Source organism: Aquimarina sp. U1-2 (assembly GCF_017897595.1).
GTDB lineage: Bacteria > Bacteroidota > Bacteroidia > Flavobacteriales > Flavobacteriaceae > Aquimarina.
This window is the reverse complement of record NZ_JAGKIK010000006.1, coordinates 241,746-260,701: the sequence shown is the minus strand read 5'-3', so window position 1 is coordinate 260,701 and position 18,956 is coordinate 241,746. Positions and strand designations below refer to the sequence as shown.

Genomic DNA, 18,956 nt, shown 5'->3' with positions numbered 1-18,956 from the left:
ATATTAAAACTTGTCAGTTTCATTTTTTGAAACTCAACTAATTTTTTAAACTTTTGACAGTACAGGGTAAGTAAAGACTACTGCCAGAATAATTGTATTATGTATTGGTAAAGCGGGTCTTATCTTTGGTAGATTTTTTAGTAAAAAAGCCAAATTGAAACCCTACAGCGGTTGAGTATACGTAACTATCCAACGTAAAATCATACTCAATAGGCGCATTTAAATCTTTCATGACATTGATCAATCTAAATAGTGTTGTTCTCGAAATTTTTAGCTTTGAGGCCAACTCCTCGGCAGGACCTGTAGCTTGTAAACGAATCAACTGGTCTATACGTTGGATACTTTCGGCTTGTTTGATGATAGTGCTCATTGTAATTCCCATGTTAAATGATTAAACACATATTTTACAACATTGACGATATATTTACATTGAAACTGATTTAGCTATAGTTTAAAAAAATGACGCTAGGGGTTTAGTTTTATCTGGAAGTCATTTTGTAAACTCAGAAACGAAAGTACTAGTAGTTATCGCCTTAAAACAAGGGAAGAGTTTCGTTATTGATAAATCTAGAGGATCGATATTTACGAATACGTAGTTAAAGATTGCTTCACCCTACTTTCCTAAAATAAAGTAGAATCGCAATGACGAATTGGTCGTCACTACGAGGAGGTATGACGAAGTAGTCTGTCTATTATGAAAACATGTTTCTGCTATTAGCGAAAAGATTGCTTCTTCGCTTAGGGCGAATCGCAATGACGAATTGGTCGTCACTACGAGGAGGTATGACGAAGTAGTCTTTCTACTATGAAATCATATTTCTACTACTAGCGAACAGATTGCTTCTTCGCTTAGGGCGAATCGCAATGACGAATTGGTCGTCACTACGAGGAGGTATGACGAAGTAATCTTTCTACTATGACCATATTTCTGCTACTAGCGAACAGATTGCTTCTTCGCTTAGGGCGAATCGCAATGACGAATATATACTATCACTATGAGACCCCATTTAAAATTTTAAATGGGGTCTCGAAATGACAGAGAGAAGGACTTTTCAAACAGCTTTTTTTAACATTTAATAGTCCTAAGCCGTTGCCGGACTAGCAGTTACCGTTGTCACTTTCTTTTTGCTAAACCGTACTTTAAATCGTTGAACTATAAAGAACAGACAAGGTACAATAATAAGCGTAAGAAATGTAGCAATGATCAAACCGTATATTACAGCCCAGGCCAGGGGCCCCCAGAAAATTACGTTATCACCACCCAGGTATATTTTTGGATCTCCTGTGCTAAATAACGAGAAGAAATCTACATTAAAACCAATAGCTAAAGGAATTAATCCTAATACTGTAGTAATTGCAGTTAATAATACGGGCCGTAGACGTGCTTTACCTCCTTTAATGATAATTTTCATTACTTCTTCGTTGGGTAAGAGGTCTCTTTCGGCAACGTCGAGTGCAGCCTTTTTGCGATCGATAAGCAGTTGGGTATAGTCCAACAAGACTACGCCATTATTTACTACAATTCCTGCTAGCGAAATGATACCCATCATGGTCATCATAATCACAAATGGTGCTCCGGTAATCAAAATACCACCAAATACTCCTATAAAACTTAAGAAAATAGCAATCATGATGATCGTAGGTTTGGATATAGAACTAAACTGAAAAATCAAAATCAACATGATTAATCCTAAGCCAGAGAAAAACGCGCTCATCAAAAACGCCATTTGCTTATTTTGCTCTTCAATCTGACCTGTGTAATCTATTGTGATACCTCTAGGGAGATCAGAAAAACTGGCCATCTCGGTTTGGATTTGCGAAACAATAGCACCAGCGTCTGTAAAGCCAGGTTGTAGCCCCGAATAGACAGTTACCACTCTTTTAGTATCCTTGTGTTTGATCGCACTAAAGGATGATGTATTTTTTTGAGAAGCTACCGCAGAAACTGGAATCTCCCTAAGCTGCCCTGTGGCCTGATCTCTAAAGGTGATATTTTGATTAAAAAGTGCGCTGGTATTGTACCGGTTATCTTCATTAAAACGAACATAAATGTCATAATCCTCGCCCTCTTTTTTATAAATACCTGCTTTTTCGCCAAAAATGGATCTGCGCAATTGGTTTCCTACTTGTCCCGCTGCTACATTTAACTCTCCTGCTTTTTCGCGATCGACTACGACTTGCATGGCAGGCTTCCCTTTGTTTACATCAATTTTGAGTTCTTCTATACCGGGGATATTTTTCTCATTGATGAAATTGCGCATACGCTCGGCAATAGTAATGAGTTCATCATAATCCTGACCTTCGATCTCAATATTAATAGGATATCCTGCAGGTGGGCCTACGGCATCTTTTTCTACAGAAATAGCGACTCCGGGATAAATGCCTTTTAAAGCATCTTGTACTTTTTGACGTAAGATTTCAGAGTCTTTTCCTTTACGGTATTTATATTCTCGCATGGTTGCCGTAATTTTTGACCTATGTGGCATTTCTGCATTACTACCACCATCGGTTTGCGGATTACCGGCACCTTCGCCTACCTGAGACACTGCAGATTCTACCAGGAAGTTGTAATCATCACCTTCTACATATTCGTCTTCATTTATAACAGCATACACTCTTTGTTCGATATCTTTGGTGATTGCATTGGTTTTGTCGATATCGGTACCTTGCGGATATTCAATGTATACAATAATCTGGTTGGGTTTGTTGTCTGGGAAAAACTCTACTTTAGTACGCTGACTTCCGATGGATGCTCCAAACATTCCAAAAACAACAATAAGTAGTAAAAATGTACCAAAAGTAAATGCATAAGCTTTCCACCCTTTTAAAGCAAAAGTTAAAAAACGTTGATAAATGCCTTCGAGCCATACTAAAAATTTACGCTGAAAAACATTGGCAGCGCCTTTTAATACATAGCGATATACCCAAAACATAATGGCTGTAAAGATCATTAGCGTACCAAGAGCACGAATTTGACCTCCTACCAGGATGATAAAAATACCCAGGCCTCCCAAAATAATACTTATTCGAATTAGTTGTTTGCGGGTTAATTTCTTTTCACCTACCTCCATAAATTGAGAAACTAACATCGAATTGATAAAAATAGCTACAAATAGAGAGGATCCCAGTACTACAGATAATGTAATAGGGAAGTAGATCATAAATTCTCCCATGACACCGGGCCACATTCCTAAAGGTATAAAGGCGGCGACTGTCGTGGCGGTAGAGATAATAATTGGGAATGCAATTTCGCCTATACCTTTTTTGGCAGCTTCTATTCGAGACATTCCTTCTTCTTCCATAAGTCGGTATACGTTCTCTACCACAACAATACCATTGTCTACCAGCATACCCAATCCCATAATCAGGGCAAAAAGTATCATGGTGTTCATAGTATATCCCAAAAGAGATAAGATCATAAATGACATGAACATCGACATCGGGATGGCAAAACCTACGAATAGTGCATTTCTAAATCCTAAAAAGAACATCAGTACACCTACAACTAGTATAATACCAAAAATAATATTATTGACCAGGTCACTTACCTGATTTTCAGTTTTTTCAGATTGATCATTGGCAACTGTAACGCTAAGATCTTGCGGAAAAACGTTTTCTTTGGCCTTTTCAAGAATGCCATCTATTTTCTCAACAGCCTCGATCATGTTTTTTCCTGATCGTTTCATAACGTCTAACATGACTACACTATGGCCAAATTCTCTGGCGTAGGTAGTTTTATCTTCTTCTTTAAACGTTACATCGGCGATATCTCGAAGGTACACAGCCCCGTTTTGAGATTTTACCACAAAATCATCAAGCTCAGACGGACGTTGAATTTCTCCAAGAATACGTATAGTTCTTCGTTGGCCACTGGTAATCATATTTCCTGCAGACATGGTCATATTTCCGTTACGAATAGTGTTAATCACATCATCAAAACTTACTTGAGCCGCCATCATTTTGTAAATATCTACAGCAACTTCTACCTCTTTTTCTTGCGCCCCACGTATTTCAGCCTTTTTGATTTCTTTTAAATCTTCAATTTCATCTTCTAGATATTCGGCATATTCTTTTAATTTATCTACCGGATAATCTCCTGCGATATTGATATTTAGAATAGGAATCTCTTCAGACATGCTCAAATCAAAAACATTGGGTTCTACCTTGGCACCATTAAAAGTGGGCCAATCCTCATTCGCTTTTTCTGAATCTACCTCGTCTTTCACTTTTTGCTTGGCGACCGCTACTTCGATATCTTCTTCAAATTCTACGGTAATTATACCATAATCTTCTTGAGAGGTTGATAAAATTTCTACAACCCCGCTTACGTTTTTAAGCTGATCTTCCAGCGGATCTACAATTAAACGCTCAATATCTTCGGCTGTATTCCCAGGGTAGGGAACACTTATGTATATTTTGGTTTCATTAATTTCTGGAAAGTTCTCTCTAGGCATAGAAAAATAGGCAGAGAGCCCAAGAACCAGAAATATGGCAATCATTACATAAATGGTAGTAGGATTGTCGATTGCCCAAGAGGATAACCTAAATTCTTTATCTACCTTTTTTTTCTTTATTTCCATAATGAGGTTAGTTTAAAATTTTAACTTTTTGACCATCTTTAACACTTCTGGCACCTTCACTAATAATAGCATCGCCATTAGTAATGCCGTTAGTAATCTCTATAAGGTCTCCCTGAGTTTTTCCGGTGGTTATGATCACTTTTTTAGCTTCTGCGATGTTTTTGGCATCCACACCAGAGGTTACATAGATATATTGGTCTCCTTCAGCATTTTCAGAAATTATACTTTGAGGTATTAAAATTGCATTTTCACTGGTGTAATCGTTGATTTTTACCTTTGCTGTCAAATTTGGTTTAACACTACCGTCTTTAGAAGGGATTCCTATCTCGACCATAAAGGATCTGTTGTTAGGATTGATATAATTTCCTACTTGTCGAACTTTGGTATTTATGGTTTTGTTGAGAACAGGGAAATATACTTCTACGTCTTTACCTTTGGTAATACTGCCAAGATAGCGTTCTGGTACTTCGGTTTCTATATACATATTGCTTAAATTTACAATACGAATGATTTGATTTTGCCCTGCAGAAACTACACTACCTTGTTCTGTAATCACATCGTCGATAACTCCAGAAAACGGTGCATTTATGGTAGTCTTGGCAAGTTGTCGTTTGATTTGATCTACAGCATTTTTTTGAGCTTCATAATTTGTTTTTGCTTCGAGATATTGTATTTCTGAACCTATTTTTTGTTTCCATAGCCTTTGTTGACGATCAAACGTAGTTTTGGCAAGTTGTGCCTGTACTTCGATTTGCGATAGTTGCTGACTTAGGCCACCATCATCGATGCGCGCTAATACTTGCCCCTTGGATACTTTTTGACCCTCGTCTACATACACTTTGGTCAAAATACCGCTCATTTCAGGATACAATACAATATTTTGTTTGGTTTCTACATTTCCTTGTAATTCTAAATAGTGATTAAATAAGGTATCTTTAGCAACTATCGTAGTTACCAAAGGCAGTTTTTGTACCGTATCTAATTTGGCGATTGCTTTATCAATTTGTTGCAGTTGATCTGCAACAGTTTGCTGTGTAGCAACGATTTCGGTTCTTTTGGTTCGAAGTGCTTGCAAGTCACCTTGTTCGATAACTTTTTCTACAGATTTGCCATCGTTTCCCCCGCATGAACTAATTAGAAGTAAGATGAAAACTAAGGTAAGAATGTTTTTCATTTGAGAAGTATTTATTGTTTGAACAGTGGTTATATCTGAATGATGTGTAGCGCGGAAACTATGTGGCCTCACCTTGACTGAAGCAATGTTGCGGTTATTAGACTTATGTTTCTTCATGATGCTTATTATTTATTTGGCAGGGGTGTTTAATATGGTTTCTAAGGCAGCTTTATTATTAATAATATTGAGCATCGCATTTAAAAGTTCGTCTTGCGAAGAATACAATTGAAGCTGGGCTTGCCTGAGCTCAAAACTTGAAGCAAGACCCTCAGAATATTTAATTTGATTCTTTTGCTCTATGCGTTCTGCCAGTGCTAAATTTTGTTTGGCAGTATCATAACTTTCTATAGAAAATTTGAAATCATTTATAGCGGTATTGTATTGTAACTCGATTTCTTGCTGCGCTCTCAATAGATCGGTTTTTGCCTGCTCGTCGGCTATTTTTGCTTGTTGTGTTCTCGCACTTCTGCGTAGGGAACTAAAAATAGGGATGTTAAGACTAGCTCCTAATATAGAAGATTGAAACCATGGTGTCTCACTATCCAAAAACACAAAATCATTATCAAAAGCAGCAGTACCATAATTAATAAAAGCGGTTAACCTTGGTAATGCCCTACTTTTTTCGAGCTTGAGTTCTAATCGAGTTTGCTCTGTGAGTAAGTATGCCAGACGATAATCTATGTTATTCTCCAAGATAAAAGGTGTTGTAATTATTGAAGAATTCATGTTCTTCATCGACAGATCATCCAAAGAGTCTGTTAAGACCGTAGTGGCATTTACATCAACCCCAATCGTTAAATTAAACATTTGCCGAGCGATTTTTTCGAGACGTTCTGCGTTATTTAACTGATTTGTAATTTGTAAAAAAGTGATTTGCAGTTGTTCGACGTCCTCTTCTTCAGCAAGACCATTTTCAAAAATCTTTTTGGTTTCGAGGTAGTTTTTTTCAAGAGCACCTAGATTTTTTTTAAGGATCTGTACACTTTCCTGAGCTACCAAAACACTGCCATAGGCGTTAACCACCCCTTTTCGAACTTCGAGCTGGGTTTTTTCTTCGACATCATCAGAGTATTGTAAAAAACTCTTTGCAGCTTCGATACCCACAAGATACGATCCGTCAAAAATCTTTTGACTCAAAGTGGCAGTGGCAGAAAGTTGTTGTGATGGTCCAAATAACTCTACGAACTCAACTTCTGGCATACCAGCGGCAGCTCCCGGAAGAAGTAAAGGTTGTTGTTTCAACTGATTTTGATAATCAACAAGTCCGTCAATTTGAGGAAGCCCATCTGCCGTAGCTTCCCATTTTTGCTTTATGGCTTTGGCTACATCGCGACGTGCGTTGATCGATTGATAACTATTCTCTAGAGCAAACTCAATAGCATCGTCTAGCGTAAATGAGTAGGTAACATCGCCTTGTGGTTGTTGCGAAAATAGCGCGTTGGTAAATAGCCAACTAAAAAAAACTATCCAAAGGTTGTTTTTCATATTTGATCTTCTTTAATGAGAGTGTTTAAAATTTTTCGTCCTTTTTCGGTAGTGATACCTAAAATGTGATATTCTAGGTAATCATCCATTAATTTTCCTACCGGAAACATATGTTCGGGAAACATGTTTTTGTTTTTAATCCCAACACTACCTATAAAATATATTCTTGAAATAAATTGTATATCGATATTTTTTCTAAACACCCCTTTTTCTATACCTCGCTTTAAATTATCAACCACACAATCCTGAAATATTTCAAATTGCTTCGTCTTTAATCCTTGGTGAATGTGAGGATAATATTTTTCTAATTGGTGTAGCGGTGCTGTCTTTTCATTTTTGAGATGATTCATTACAAAGGCCTTGATGGCATACAACTCTTCTATTGGATCATGCTTTTGATCAAGTATACCGTTAATACCATCACAAATACTACAAAACAAATGATCGGTAGTTGCTTCTACAAGCTTTGTTTTGTTTTGAAAATGTGTATAAATAGTTTTTTTTGACATGCCCATTTCTGAAGCAAGATCATCCATAGTCACACTTTTGAAACCCAAATTCAAAAACATATCATTGGCCTTTTCTATAATTTTCTCTTTCATTATTGGGTATAATTTTTTATAAACCGAAGCAAATATAGATCAGGAAACTAAAAAAACAATTAAAGTTTCCTAAGTTTTACATTTATTTAACATACACGTAAACTAGATCTTTTAAGAGATAACCGGCTATAGCTAAATCATTGTTAATTGCGATTGATTTGGCTATAGTTTTTTATTTTAGCAGAAAAAATTGACTGTGCATACCATTTCTGAGTACCAGGGGTTCTTTTTGGAATATTTGTCAAAGCAAAAAATAACCAAAGAGCCCAAAAATTTATATGAACCTATTGCATATATTTTAAGTTTAGGGGGGAAGCGATTGCGACCTACGCTAGTGTTAATGGCAACCGAGATTTTTGGTGGCTCCTACAAAGAAGCACTAGATGCGGCTTTGGCTATAGAGGTATTTCATAATTTTTCGCTGATTCACGATGATATTATGGATGCTGCCCCGTTACGTCGAGGTGAAGAAACCGTTCATGAAAAATGGGATGTAAATACCGGAATCTTATCAGGTGATGCTATGCTCATTAATGCATATCAATTATTTGAAAATTATGAAGGCAACACATTTAAAGAGCTTGCCCAACTATTTACAAAAACAGCTATAGAAGTATGCGAAGGTCAACAATATGATATCGATTTTGAAACTCGTGATGATGTTACCATTCCCGAATATATTAAAATGATAGAATATAAGACTGCGGTTTTGGTAGGAGCCGCAATGAAAATGGGCGCTATTATCGCAGGAGTTTCAACACATAGTAGCAACTCGATTTATGATTTCGGGAGATTACTGGGATTGGCTTTTCAGCTTCAGGATGATTATCTTGATGCATTTGGTGATCCCGATACTTTTGGAAAACAAATTGGGGGTGATATTATAGAAAATAAGAAAACCTTTCTGTATTTAAAATCACTAGAATATGCATCAAAAGATGAAAAAAAGCAATTGGCAGGATTATTTTCACTAAATCCTGATGACCCTTCAGATAAAATAAGTACCGTGAAACATCTGTTTGAAAGCACAGGAGCCAAAGAACGTACCCGCAAAGAAATAGAACAATATACCCAAAAAGCATTTGCTACATTAAATCACTTGGATATTTCAGATTCAAAAAAAGATTTATTACGAGTATTCGGTTCAAAACTTATGAATAGAAGTGTTTAACTCGGTTTTGCAGTAGTTTCAAGCCATAATACCCGCCCGCCTTTTTCTAACTAAAATGTCAGGCGGGGATGTCCTAATGCATAAACTAGGTTTACTATCTAAAATGATATACCAAGCATAGAATAGCAAAATTAATATAAAATAGTGACGAACACCATAAAAAGTCAATAGGTTTGAAGAATATATACTTTCAGAGTTAAAATTCAGAAAAAATCTTATATAAATATAGATATTTCGATAGTTAGTAAATTCTATTTGTTGTATTTTTGTAGTGTTTGTCGTTAAAAAAGACGATTGAGTACTTACATATGGATAAATATTCATTTTTGAATGCGGCTCATACCGCATTTTTTGCAGATTTATACGATCAATACTTACAAAGCCCTGATAGCGTAGAACCTAGTTGGAGGGCTTTTTTTCAGGGGTTTGATTTTGGTTTAGAAAATGCCAACGAGACCGGAGAAACGATTTACGTAGAAAAGGAATTGGGAGAAACGACAGTTGTCCCAGAGAATGTTCAAAAGGAGTTTCGTGTGGTTCAGTTAATTGATGCGTATAGAACACGTGGGCACTTATTTACCAAAACCAATCCGGTAAGAGACCGTAGAAAGTATAGGCCAACGCTGGCATTAGAAAATTTCGGATTAAGCCAGGCCGATTTGAATACAGTTTTTAATGCGGGAGAAATCATTGGGATTGGTCCAAATACACTAAGCAATATCACCGTTCATCTAGAACAAATTTATTGTGATTCGATAGGTATTGAGTATATGTATATTCGTAATCCACAGGAACGCGAATGGATACAGTCGAGAATAAATTTTAATACGAATAGAACCAAATTTTCTGCAGATCAAAAAAAGCATATTCTTAAAAAATTAAATCAGGCAGTTTCTTTTGAAACGTTTTTACATACCAAGTATGTGGGCCAAAAACGATTCTCGCTAGAAGGGGGAGAAACGTTAATTCCGGCGCTAGATGCTTTGGTAGAGAAAGCGGCCGATTTGGGAGTCAAAGAATTTGTGATGGGTATGGCTCACAGGGGTCGTTTAAGTACGTTAACCAATATTTTTGGTAAAAGTCCAAAAGATATTTTTAGTGAATTCGATGGTAAGGATTATGAAGAAGATGTTTTTGATGGTGATGTAAAGTATCACTTAGGGTGGACTTCTAAGCGAAAAACAGATTCGGGCAAAGCTATTAATATGAACATAGCGCCTAATCCATCTCACCTAGAAACCGTTGGAGCAGTTGTTGAAGGAATTACCAGAGCTAAGCAAGATCGGCATTATAAAGAAAATACCTCTTGTGTTTTGCCTATCGTAGTACATGGTGATGCGGCTATCGCAGGTCAGGGTTTGGTATATGAAATCATTCAGATGGCAAAGCTGGATGGATACAAAACCGGGGGAACCATTCACATTGTCGTGAATAATCAAATCGGGTTCACTACCAATTATTTAGATGCACGATCTTCAACGTATTGTACCGATGTAGGTAAAGTTACGTTATCTCCCGTTTTGCACGTAAATGCCGATGATGCCGAAGCCGTTGTGCATGCCACTAATTTCGCTTTAGATTTTAGAATGAATTTTAAGCGGGATGTATTCATAGATCTACTGGGGTATCGTAAATATGGTCATAACGAAGGAGACGAACCTCGATTTACACAGCCTAAGTTGTATAAAGCAATTGCTAAGCACAAAAACCCACGAGATATCTATGCAGATAAATTGATAGCCGAAGGCATTATTGATAAAGATTATGTGTCTAAACTTGAAAAAGAATACAAATCATCTCTTGAAGAAGAATTAGAAGATTCGCGCAAACAGGAAAAAACGATAATTACACCATTTATGCAGGATGAATGGGCCGGTTTCGAACGTGTGCAAGAGGATGAAATGATGGCAACCATCGATACGACTTTTTCAAAAGATAAATTGACTGAAATAGCTGAGGTCATTACTAAGCTGCCAGAAGATAAAAAGTTCATGCGCAAAATAGAGCGATTGATCGATCAAAGACATAAAATGTTTTTTGAAACTGACGAGCTCGACTGGGCAATGGGTGAGTTATTAGCCTATGGTTCACTTTTGAAAGAAGGTTACGATGTACGTATGAGCGGTCAGGATGTAGAACGCGGTACTTTCTCGCATCGGCATGCTGTGATCAAGGTAGAGGATAGTGAAGAAGAAGTGCTTTTGCTCAACGAATTAAAAGGAGACCAGGGAGATTTCTACATTTATAATTCTTTATTGTCTGAGTATGGTGTAGTAGGTTTCGACTATGGATATGCTATGGCAAGTCCAGACACCTTAACACTATGGGAGGCACAATTTGGAGACTTCAGCAATGGTGCCCAAATCATGATTGACCAGTATATATCCTCTGCAGAAGATAAATGGAAGTTACAAAATGGATTGGTCATGTTGTTGCCCCATGGGTATGAAGGTCAGGGTGCAGAGCATTCTTCGGCCAGAATGGAGCGGTATCTTCAACTTTGCGCAAAAGACAACATGTATGTTGCCGATGTGACGACACCTGCCAATATGTTCCACTTATTACGAAGGCAGATGAAAGCACAATTTCGTAAACCACTTATTATTTTTACACCCAAAAGTTTACTACGACATCCAAAAGTGGTCTCTACTGTAGATGAGTTTGCCAATGGAAGCTTTCAAACCGTACTTGATGATCCCGATGCCAAGACCAAAGACGTAAAGTCACTGGTTTTCTGTACAGGAAAGTTCTATTATGATCTGCTAGAGGAGAAGGAAAACTTAAAGAGAAATGATGTAGCTTTAGTTAGGATTGAGCAATTGTTTCCGCTACCAACTTCAGAAATGAATAAATTGATCAAAAAATATAAAGCCGAAGATGTGGTTTGGGCGCAAGAAGAACCTCGCAATATGGGTGCTTTAAGTCATATGCTGATGCATTTTGAAGAGGCAAAAACGTTTAGGTTTGCCAGCAGAAGACCTTACGGGGCGCCAGCTGCAGGAAGTGCAACACGATCAAAAAGAAGGCATCAAGAAGTAATAGATTACGTTTTTGATAAAAAGAAAAATAATCAAAAAAGATAAATTTATGCTTACCAAGGAAGATATCATTACCAGGAATCAAACTGAAAAAAATAAGATTAAATCCTTTGGAATTCGAGAACTTGGACTTTTTGGCTCTTATGTAAGGGGAGAACAAAAAGAAGATAGCGATATTGATATTTTGATAGATTTTAATACAAAAGAAGAAAATTTCAGGAATTTCATGGATTTTTGCTATTTTATTGATAATCTCTTTAATAAAAGTAAGGTTGATGTAGTTACTAAAAATGGATTGAGTAAGTACATAGGTCCGCATATTTTAAGAGAGGTTCATTATGTCAAAATCTAATATCGAGTTTTTAGAACATATATTTGATGAATGCAGCTTTATTATAGAACACACTAGAAACATTGATAAACATGATTTTTTAAATAACATAGTATTGCAAAAAGCAATAATAAGAAGTTTGGAAGTTATTGGTGAAGCAACTTAAAATTTAACGAATGATTTTAGATACTGCTATCCAGAAATACCTTGGAGTGATATGGCAGGAATGAGAGATAGATTGATACATCAATATTTTGGAGTGAATCTAAATATTATTTGGACCACAACAGTAGATATTATTCCGGAAATACACTTTCAAATCAAAGAAATTCTTGAAAGTAATCAGTAAATTTTTCTTAAAAAAAATTCAGAACGAATAAATAAATAGACATTATGGCTTTAGAAATGAAAGTCCCATCACCAGGGGAGTCAATTACAGAAGTTGAAATAGCACAATGGCTTGTCGAAGACGGTGATTATGTAACAAAAGACCAGGCCATTGCCGAGGTTGATAGTGATAAAGCAACACTAGAATTACCGGCAGAGGCTAGCGGTATTATTACCTTAAAGGCGGAAGAAGGAGATGCCGTTGCCGTGGGTGAGGTAGTATGTCTTATTGACACAGAAGCCGAGGCGCCCGAGGGCAATGCAGACAATGAAGGAGATGAAGGTGGTCCGGGCAATGCAGCTATGGATATTGATAAACAACGCGATAAAACTGATGCCAAAGCCGATAGTCCTAAAGCTGAAGCCTTAACGCAAACACCTTCAAAAGCAACCACACCTCCTCAAAAACAAGATACATATGCGACGGGAACAGCTTCTCCGGCGGCCAAAAAGGTTCTCGCTGAAAAGGGTATAGATGCTTCAGAAATCAAAGGAACAGGTCGTGATGGTAGAATTACCAAAGCCGATGCTATAGAAGCAAAACCATCTATGGGTACTCCCGGGCCAGGTAGCAGGGGCGAAAGTCGAAAGAAGCTGTCTATGCTTCGCCGTAAAGTAGCAGAGCGCTTGGTTTCGGTTAAAAATGAAACAGCTATGCTTACTACTTTCAACGAGGTAGATATGCAACCCATATTCGACTTGCGTAGTCAATATAAAGAAAGGTTTAAAGATAAACACGGGGTAAGTTTAGGATTTATGTCGTTTTTTACTCTGGCATGCGTTAAAGCACTACAACAGTTTCCTGCTGTGAATTCGATGATCGATGGAAAAGAAATGATTTCTTATGATTTTCAAGATATTAGTATAGCGGTTTCAGGTCCGAAAGGACTTATGGTACCGGTAATCAGAAACGCAGAAAACCTCAGTTTTAGAGGTGTCGAATCTGAAGTAAAACGATTGGCAATACGAGCAAGGGAAGGACAGATTACAGTCGACGAAATGACCGGAGGAACTTTTACCATCACTAACGGAGGTGTGTTTGGAAGCATGCTGTCTACACCCATCATTAATCCACCGCAGAGTGCTATTTTAGGAATGCACAATATCGTAGAACGTCCTATTGTAAGAGATGGTCAAATTGTCGTGGCACCGGTGATGTATGTTGCATTATCGTATGACCATAGAATTATCGATGGAAAAGAATCGGTTGGATTTCTGGTTGCGGTAAAAGAAGCTCTAGAAAATCCTGAAGAATTATTAATGAACAATAATGCTACCAGAGCATTAGAATTGTAACAATAAGGTGTAATTTAAGAAAACCTCAGTCTTAACTGGGGTTTTTTAGTATATAGAACGATAGGTATGTAACGACTTCTTAATAAACTTCATACTACAGTTATCTTTAGACATGCACAAGAATAATTAATCGACCAAACAAATGAAGTATATTGAAATTCTGGTTAAACTAAGAAAAATCATACGCTCGATCAATCTCGAAAGCAAAAAGATAGAAAAAGAGCTGGGTGTAAGCATTCCGCAGTTGTTGGTACTTCAATATTTGTCAGATCAACAAGATTACCGTGCTTTTGCTAAGGATATAAAAGCATATATTAATTTAAATGCAAGTACGGTTTCGGGAATTATTACACGGTTAGAAAGTAAAGGGTTAGTTGCTCGTTTGCCTGAGCCTAACGATAAACGAGCTACTTATATTACACTTACTGCGAAAGGAGCAGAATTACTGCAAAAATCACCTACTACGCTGCAAGAAAAACTATCTCAAAAATTAAAAAAACTTACGCCGTCTCAAATCGGTGAACTAGATAGAAATATTGAGCTCTTGACATCGATTATGGATGTAGAAGATATAGACGCTGCACCGTTGCTTACCATCAAAGAGTTGCCAGATACTCTAGAAAAATAAGGGGAACTTGGTTGTGTATTTACGAGATACATCATAAACAAAGCCAATTCGCAATTACGTATCAAAATTTTATTGGCACCGCCAAAAGGTATAACACCAGAGGTTTGCCTTACAATTGAAATACTATTTTCCACAAATACTTCGTGGGCTTGCCTCAAGATAGTTTACTCGCTATTCGGTTGGTTTTATATCAATAGCGCTCTTCAGAATTTGATTGTCTTTTATTATACCTAAAACTTAACTGAGAAGTCATCCTGAATTCATTTCAGGATCTCATTACGTTTATTTTCAGTACATTGAGATAAGAAGCTGAAACGAGCCTGTGCTGAACTCGTTTCAGTATTCAGCTTGAGGCAAACCGTTCAGGTTAAATTAAGGAAATTCATATTTCAGAATAACGAAATTCTAATGCATTCTAGAATTAACATCATGTTAACATAAATAGTTTCTATGCAAACTAATTTTAAGTATCTTTGTAGAAATCCTTTATATCAAAGGTAAAATGTAATTGTTTCAGTAAAAATAGTATATGAGTAAAGAAAAGTATTTAGATAAAGCTATAGCCTGGGCAGAAAAAAAAGCTACGACTTCGGTACGATCTGTTCATAGAGATTATGAAGACACCAAAGTATTTACTAGTAAAGCAACAAAAGAAGCAATACAAGCTGACCTATCTTTTACTACTCATGGAGGATCTAAGCATTTTACTGAGGTTGCTTTAAAAGAGGAAAATCCGAAAGGTTTAGTAGTCAAATGGAAAGTGCTAAGTTTTGTAGCCTCGATGAAAAAGGGGAAATTACATTTATTAGCACCCAAGGGCCATAAGGCATTTACTGAAAGATTGGTACATCGACATCGCATTAATGCTATTGTGCATGCCATCTAAGTCTATTCATACTCTTTTTTGTAACTAACCAAACCAAGAATAATTCAAAACCAAAATCACATACATGAAAAACGGAATCCCCGGAGAACAAAGAGATTCTCACAAAATTCGCAAGGAAATAAGCTATTGGAAAATTCAAAACAAATCACGTAAATGTTTGGATTTCTCAGAAATGTCATATTGGGAGGTGATGTGTACCAATAGCGCCTTGTGATCCTACTTTTTAAATACTATAAAAAAACAGTAGTATACGTAGTGATGCAAAATTTAGAATAACAAACCTAAACCTATTCAATGAGATTAATAAAAATTAAAAGAAAAACAAAAACAGAAAAGCGATACAGTAAAAAAATGGGTGAACTTACCACCAAAGTGACCTATATTAGAAAACATATTTTAGGCCTGCCTATTCAAACACTTCATAAATACAGAGAAACCTATTATGGTGAGATCAAAAATTGTGAGGATTGCTTTTTGTATGTTTAATCAATGGAGTTTTTTAAGACTTTGCCTCGAGTGAAATAAAACGGGCGATGGGACTTTTAAAGTCAGAATTTAGGACGAATGATAACCAAGTTTTTTAATCTTTAAAACGAGAAGGTAGTAATTTTAATAATTCAATGGATTTACCTCGCAGTAGTTCATTAAAGTTATCTTCAAGTCAAAATAGTTTTTTCTCTAGTTATGTTTACAGAATCATATTTTTATATGAAATAATAGTAGTGTATCCCTTACTTCGAAAATATTCCATATCTGACGGAGTGCCGGTGGCTAAAACAAAATCACCACCCCAGCCACCAAGACTTTTAATGCTTCCTGAGTAATCTGGAAATACTCTCGATTTTATCGTTTCGGTTTTAATAATGTTTGAAATAATATCTTCGTGAGTATCTATAAGTTTTTGAAATTCGGGAAGTGCTGTGCATGTTACTAACGCTGCAGTAATTTCTGTTACTGCAGTTTCAGCCTTGTCAAAGTCTTTCAGCGGTAAGGATTGATAGCGTTTAATCGATTCTTTACTATCCTGCTTTTCATTGAGATAAATAAAGAAAAGATGATCTGCAAAGGGAGGATCAAAATTTACCTCTTTTATAGTAGGTTTGTTTTCTATTCTTGTATAAATTATAGGATAATCGTATTGCGCACAGGCTATATCATAACCACTACCTCCAAAACTAAGGTTTAGTAACTCAAAAGCATTAACTTTTGCCCATTGGGCTATATTATTGATAAGTGTTGACGAAGATCCTAATCCCCAAGCTCTGTTAAATTCTAATTTAGATTCGATTTCATATCCTATATTCGAAGTGAGAAAATTAGGGTTTAATTTTTTTGCTGCATTTAAAATATCGATTAATGTTTTAGTCACAACATCATCATTTTGAGCTTCATTAGTGGTAACGATATAGTCATTTTTTAAAGTTAACGATGTTTCAAACCAAACGATGTCGTGCTCGTCAATGCTTTTCCATTTTATGACCGGTTCATTACTGCTTTCTTCAACATATAACCATTGTCCTTTTTGAGTAGGTAGGGCCAAAGCCGATACACCATCCAAAACTAAATATTCTGCTGTAAGTAATAATTTGCCGTGACTATAAAAAGATTTTTTCATGATGGTTAGGATGTTCTTAACTTTTCAATTTGCGTAACTACCTCATTATGAGTAACAGTATTGGTTTCAAAATATTTTATGAGCTTTGCTTTTTCATGCGCCGTAGCTTCAAATTGATTAAGGATATTCATCAAATGCATTTTCATATGGCCCTGCTGAATTCCTGTCGTAATTAAAGAGTTTACGGCAGCAAAATTTTGAGCGAGTCCTGCTACTGCAGTAATTTCCATTAATTTTGTTGCATTGGGTGTATCGAGTAACTGTAAAGCGAATTTTACTAGGGGATGTAAATTAGTTAATCCCCCAACGGTACCCAAAGCCAGAGGGACTTCAATCGAAAATGTAAAAGTATCATCTTTAATTTCGGCGTGAGTAAGGCTGGTATAAGTGCCCTTTCGCGACGCATACGCATGCGCACCGGCTTCTACTGCTCTAAAATCATTACCCGTTGCCAATACAACGGCATCTATACCGTTCATAATACCCTTATTATGCGTTACCGCACGATAGGGCTCTATATTTGCAATTTGTATTGCTCTTATAAACTTTTTGGCATATGCTTCTGCAGATAATGTAGCTGTGCTTTCTAATTCATCAATTTTACAGGATACAGTAGCTTTTACCAAACATTCAGGAACGTAGTTTGATAATATGCTCATCAAAATTTCTATATGCTTATCTGAAATTGAGAAGTGCTCATAATGTTTAGCTTCGGTCACCAGGGTTTTAGCTAATTGTTCTAAGGTCGAGTTAATGAAATTAGCCCCCATCGCATCTGCAGTTTCAAATGTACAATGCAGTTGATAGTACGAATCGAGTTGTGCGGTTTTGTCTCTTAGTTCTATACTTTTTAATCCCCCGCCACGTTTTTCCATGTTTTTGGTGATATGAGAGACGGAAGCACGCAACACGGGTTCAATTTCTGTAAAAAATTGTAATAGGTGATCAGGAACTCCAGTAAATAAAAAATGAACTTGCCCTACTTTCGTAGTAGACAGCACTTTTGCTGTAAAACCCCCTCGTTTTTGCCAAAATTTGGCAGCTTTACTGGCAGCAGCTACTACAGAACTCTCTTCGATCGCCATTGGGATCGTGTAGGTTTTGCCATTAATAACAAAGTTTGGGGCTACTGAAAACGGAAGGTAATAATTAGAAATCGTATTTTCTGTAAACTCATCATGTAATCGCTGCAATTTTTCATCAGAATTCCAATACGTCGTCAGTACAGCTGTAGCAGTAGGGTCATTATTAAAATGATGTGTAGCTAACCACTTGATTTTATCAGTTTTAGAGAGTTTAGAAAAACCAGAAACTAAAGGACTCATGTTTTGTATACTATTATAAATAGCTTCAAATATACTATTCTGTTTTATGAAACGAATAGTAATAAATTTTAAAAATTACTTCGCAAAACGGAATGTTTACAATTTTTCATGTTAGAGCGTTGCGGTTACATACGTTCTCAATTTTTTAATTATTTCATTTTCAAACAATTAAAAACATTCAAACGTATGAAAATACATAATTGCAATAGATTTGCTTTGCAATTTTGGCATTTTAAGAAATAGTAAAGTAAGAAACATTCTTCATTTCACTAACGATATGTTAAAAAAAAGTCAATAGTCTAGGGTAATTTTATTGTATTTAACAGCATTTATTGTATTTTTCGCAGATTTTTTAGTAATCTTGGCATTGTTAAAATTTAGAAAATAAATAGCGAAGAGCATAACTTAGTATTGAAATTCTAAAATAAGCTACTACGT

The 18,956-nt window shown here is 36.3% G+C and carries 15 protein-coding genes and 1 pseudogene; 9 read left to right on the top strand and 7 right to left on the bottom strand.

From position 1 onward, the window contains the following. Positions 1-97 precede the first annotated feature (97 nt). The 5 genes from J8281_RS10480 to J8281_RS10460 form a co-directional block, all read right to left on the bottom strand. Positions 98-370, bottom strand: a complete 273-nt coding sequence (locus tag J8281_RS10480; RefSeq protein WP_210197565.1) for an HTH domain-containing protein — start codon at positions 368-370, stop codon at positions 98-100. Between the two features lie 712 nt (positions 371-1,082). Then, on the bottom strand, positions 1,083-4,580 hold the full coding sequence (locus tag J8281_RS10475) for an efflux RND transporter permease subunit (RefSeq protein WP_210197564.1): 3,498 nt from the start codon (positions 4,578-4,580) through the stop codon (positions 1,083-1,085). A gap of 7 nt (positions 4,581-4,587) precedes the next feature. After that, complete coding sequence (locus J8281_RS10470) at positions 4,588-5,754, bottom strand: efflux RND transporter periplasmic adaptor subunit (RefSeq protein WP_210197563.1); 1,167 nt, start codon at positions 5,752-5,754, stop codon at positions 4,588-4,590. Between the two features lie 129 nt (positions 5,755-5,883). Next, on the bottom strand, positions 5,884-7,239 hold the full coding sequence (locus tag J8281_RS10465) for a TolC family protein (protein ID WP_210197562.1): 1,356 nt from the start codon (positions 7,237-7,239) through the stop codon (positions 5,884-5,886). Beyond that, positions 7,236-7,841: a TetR/AcrR family transcriptional regulator gene (locus tag J8281_RS10460; protein WP_210197561.1), complete on the bottom strand. Its 606-nt coding sequence runs from the start codon at positions 7,839-7,841 to the stop codon at positions 7,236-7,238. Before J8281_RS10460 ends, J8281_RS10465 begins: the two co-directional genes overlap by 4 nt. Positions 7,842-8,037: 196 nt before the next feature. Between J8281_RS10460 and J8281_RS10455 the strand changes: the two genes are divergently transcribed. The 9 genes and pseudogenes from J8281_RS10455 to J8281_RS10415 all read left to right on the top strand — a co-directional run bounded on the left by J8281_RS10455 (position 8,038) and on the right by J8281_RS10415 (position 16,064). After that, positions 8,038-9,012: a polyprenyl synthetase family protein gene (locus J8281_RS10455; protein ID WP_210197560.1), complete on the top strand. Its 975-nt coding sequence runs from the start codon at positions 8,038-8,040 to the stop codon at positions 9,010-9,012. A gap of 308 nt (positions 9,013-9,320) precedes the next feature. Next, entirely contained in the window at positions 9,321-12,095 is a 2,775-nt protein-coding gene (locus tag J8281_RS10450) for a 2-oxoglutarate dehydrogenase E1 component (protein WP_210197559.1), read from the top strand. Between the two features lie 4 nt (positions 12,096-12,099). Beyond that, complete coding sequence (locus J8281_RS10445) at positions 12,100-12,402, top strand: nucleotidyltransferase family protein (RefSeq protein ID WP_210197558.1); 303 nt, start codon at positions 12,100-12,102, stop codon at positions 12,400-12,402. Next, positions 12,389-12,730: pseudogene (locus tag J8281_RS19965) on the top strand (DUF86 domain-containing protein). The gene J8281_RS10445 and the pseudogene J8281_RS19965 overlap by 14 nt, the downstream one beginning before the upstream one ends. 44 nt (positions 12,731-12,774) lie before the next feature. Beyond that, positions 12,775-14,064, top strand: a complete 1,290-nt coding sequence (gene odhB / locus J8281_RS10435; RefSeq protein ID WP_210197556.1) for a 2-oxoglutarate dehydrogenase complex dihydrolipoyllysine-residue succinyltransferase — start codon at positions 12,775-12,777, stop codon at positions 14,062-14,064. 142 nt (positions 14,065-14,206) lie between these two features. Then, positions 14,207-14,692 (top strand): MarR family winged helix-turn-helix transcriptional regulator, encoded by a 486-nt coding sequence (locus tag J8281_RS10430; RefSeq protein ID WP_210197555.1) that lies wholly within the window; start codon positions 14,207-14,209, stop codon positions 14,690-14,692. A gap of 529 nt (positions 14,693-15,221) precedes the next feature. Continuing rightward, entirely contained in the window at positions 15,222-15,578 is a 357-nt protein-coding gene (locus J8281_RS10425) for a hypothetical protein (protein ID WP_210197554.1), read from the top strand. Between the two features lie 64 nt (positions 15,579-15,642). Next, positions 15,643-15,792 (top strand): hypothetical protein, encoded by a 150-nt coding sequence (locus J8281_RS10420; protein ID WP_210197553.1) that lies wholly within the window; start codon positions 15,643-15,645, stop codon positions 15,790-15,792. Positions 15,793-15,872: 80 nt separating this feature from the next. Next, positions 15,873-16,064, top strand: coding sequence for a hypothetical protein (locus tag J8281_RS10415; protein ID WP_210197552.1), 192 nt, complete (start codon positions 15,873-15,875; stop codon positions 16,062-16,064). A 202-nt stretch (positions 16,065-16,266) separates the two neighbouring features. On the opposite strand, the gene J8281_RS10410 is transcribed toward J8281_RS10415, so the two are convergent. Then, positions 16,267-17,193 (bottom strand): GYDIA family GHMP kinase, encoded by a 927-nt coding sequence (locus tag J8281_RS10410; RefSeq protein WP_210197551.1) that lies wholly within the window; start codon positions 17,191-17,193, stop codon positions 16,267-16,269. Between the two features lie 5 nt (positions 17,194-17,198). After that, complete coding sequence (locus tag J8281_RS10405; protein ID WP_210197550.1) at positions 17,199-18,518, bottom strand: hydroxymethylglutaryl-CoA reductase, degradative; 1,320 nt, start codon at positions 18,516-18,518, stop codon at positions 17,199-17,201. Between the last annotated feature and the right edge of the window lie 438 nt (positions 18,519-18,956).

Bases quoted from the DNA above. Each gene is read 5' to 3' on its own strand.
- J8281_RS10480 (WP_210197565.1), bottom strand. From the start codon at position 370: ATGAGCACTATCATCAAACAAGCCGAAAGTATCCAACGTATAGACCAG.
- J8281_RS10475 (WP_210197564.1), bottom strand. From the start codon at position 4,580: ATGGAAATAAAGAAAAAAAAGGTAGATAAAGAATTTAGGTTATCCTCT.
- J8281_RS10470 (WP_210197563.1), bottom strand. From the start codon at position 5,754: ATGAAAAACATTCTTACCTTAGTTTTCATCTTACTTCTAATTAGTTCA.
- J8281_RS10465 (WP_210197562.1), bottom strand. From the start codon at position 7,239: ATGAAAAACAACCTTTGGATAGTTTTTTTTAGTTGGCTATTTACCAAC.
- J8281_RS10460 (WP_210197561.1), bottom strand. From the start codon at position 7,841: ATGAAAGAGAAAATTATAGAAAAGGCCAATGATATGTTTTTGAATTTG.
- J8281_RS10450 (WP_210197559.1), top strand. From the start codon at position 9,321: ATGGATAAATATTCATTTTTGAATGCGGCTCATACCGCATTTTTTGCA.
- J8281_RS10445 (WP_210197558.1), top strand. From the start codon at position 12,100: ATGCTTACCAAGGAAGATATCATTACCAGGAATCAAACTGAAAAAAAT.
- odhB (WP_210197556.1), top strand. From the start codon at position 12,775: ATGGCTTTAGAAATGAAAGTCCCATCACCAGGGGAGTCAATTACAGAA.
- J8281_RS10430 (WP_210197555.1), top strand. From the start codon at position 14,207: ATGAAGTATATTGAAATTCTGGTTAAACTAAGAAAAATCATACGCTCG.
- J8281_RS10425 (WP_210197554.1), top strand. From the start codon at position 15,222: ATGAGTAAAGAAAAGTATTTAGATAAAGCTATAGCCTGGGCAGAAAAA.
- J8281_RS10420 (WP_210197553.1), top strand. From the start codon at position 15,643: ATGAAAAACGGAATCCCCGGAGAACAAAGAGATTCTCACAAAATTCGC.
- J8281_RS10415 (WP_210197552.1), top strand. From the start codon at position 15,873: ATGAGATTAATAAAAATTAAAAGAAAAACAAAAACAGAAAAGCGATAC.
- J8281_RS10410 (WP_210197551.1), bottom strand. From the start codon at position 17,193: ATGAAAAAATCTTTTTATAGTCACGGCAAATTATTACTTACAGCAGAA.
- J8281_RS10405 (WP_210197550.1), bottom strand. From the start codon at position 18,518: ATGAGTCCTTTAGTTTCTGGTTTTTCTAAACTCTCTAAAACTGATAAA.